We start from the raw sequence: 774 nt of genomic DNA, 5'->3' as shown, positions 1-774 counted from the left end.
GGATCCACGAAGCACGCGGCATCGCCGACCAGAATCATCCCGGGCCGCCAGAAGCTCGTCTGGAGATAGGAGTAGTCCTTGCGGACCCGCAGCTCCCCGTACCTGCCGGTGGTGATCCGGCGGGCATCCTGCAGATACTCGGAGATCAGCGGGCATTCGGCGATCAGAGCCTGGAGCGCCTTCTCCCGGTCGCCCTGGATCTTCTCCGCCATCTCCCGGCGCACCACCGCGCCGACGCTGGTCATCGTGTCGCTCAGCGGGATGTACCAGAACCAGCCACTGTCGAAGGCCACGCTGAGGATGTTGCCCGAGTTCGGCGCCGGCAGCCGCTTGCCGTTCTCGAAGTAGCCGAAAAGCGCCAGGCTGCGGAAGAACTCCGAGTAGTTCCGGGTCCCGCCGACACTGGAATACAGCCGGCTCTTGTTGCCCGACGCATCGACCACGAAGCGCGCACGCACCTCGTGCTCACCGCCGTCGGAGTCGGTGTAGCGCAGGCCGGCGACCCGCTCGTCCCCTTCGATCACACCGGCGACCGAGCAGCCCTCACGCACCTCGACACCCTTGCGCTGCGCGTTACGCAGCAGGATCTCATCGAAACGCGCCCGCTCGACCTGGTACGCGAACGACGTCGGGCCGGTCATCCGGGACGAAACAGCGAAGGAGAACGTCCACGGCTCCGGGCGCGCACCCCAGCGGAAGGTGCCACCCCGCTTCGTCGGGAAACCGGCCTCCGCCAGTTCTTCGGTGACGCCGAGCATCCGGCACACCCCGTGG

At 67.2% G+C, this 774-nt stretch carries 1 protein-coding gene; it reads right to left on the bottom strand.

The window, feature by feature from the left end:
- The coding region (locus tag DMB66_RS60250) for a tryptophan 7-halogenase (RefSeq protein WP_148112997.1) at positions 1–774 on the bottom strand (774 nt) is incomplete at both ends.

It is taken from the genome of Actinoplanes sp. ATCC 53533 (assembly GCF_003947245.1).
This window is presented reverse-complemented; position numbering and strand designations above follow the sequence as displayed.